The sequence below is a fragment of the Bordetella petrii genome (assembly GCF_017356245.1).
In the GTDB taxonomy this organism is placed as follows: domain Bacteria; phylum Pseudomonadota; class Gammaproteobacteria; order Burkholderiales; family Burkholderiaceae_B; genus Bordetella_A; species Bordetella_A petrii_D.
Genome location: NZ_JAFMZZ010000013.1, coordinates 1 through 309 on the forward strand (window position 1 = coordinate 1; position 309 = coordinate 309).

A 309-nucleotide genomic window follows, 5' to 3' on the forward strand; every position below is an offset into this window, starting at 1 on the left:
GCGATGGTGATGGTCAGCGTGGCCGTATGCGTCAGCCCGGCCAGATCCTGGACGGTGTAGGTATAGGTTTCCTGCAGCGACTGGCCCGCGCGCAGCTGTTGCACCGCTGCCAGCGTATCGTCGACCTCGTAGCGGTACGAGCCGTCGGCCTGCAGCGTCAGCGTGCCGTATTGGCCGACAGCCTCGCCGCCCACGATGCCGACGGTGCTGTCCGGGTTCTGGATGGCCGACACCACGCTCTGGTCGCCGGCATCCACGTCGCTGTCGTTGTCCAGTACGTTGCCCTCGGCCGGACTGCCCGGGGTCGCA

At 67.6% G+C, this 309-nt stretch carries 1 protein-coding gene; it reads right to left on the minus strand.

Going from position 1 to position 309, the window contains the following annotated elements; all coding sequences use genetic code 11:
• Positions 1 to 309, minus strand: a 309-nt coding sequence (locus J2P76_RS23535) for a VCBS domain-containing protein (RefSeq protein ID WP_207410712.1), incomplete at both ends; no start/stop codon positions are given.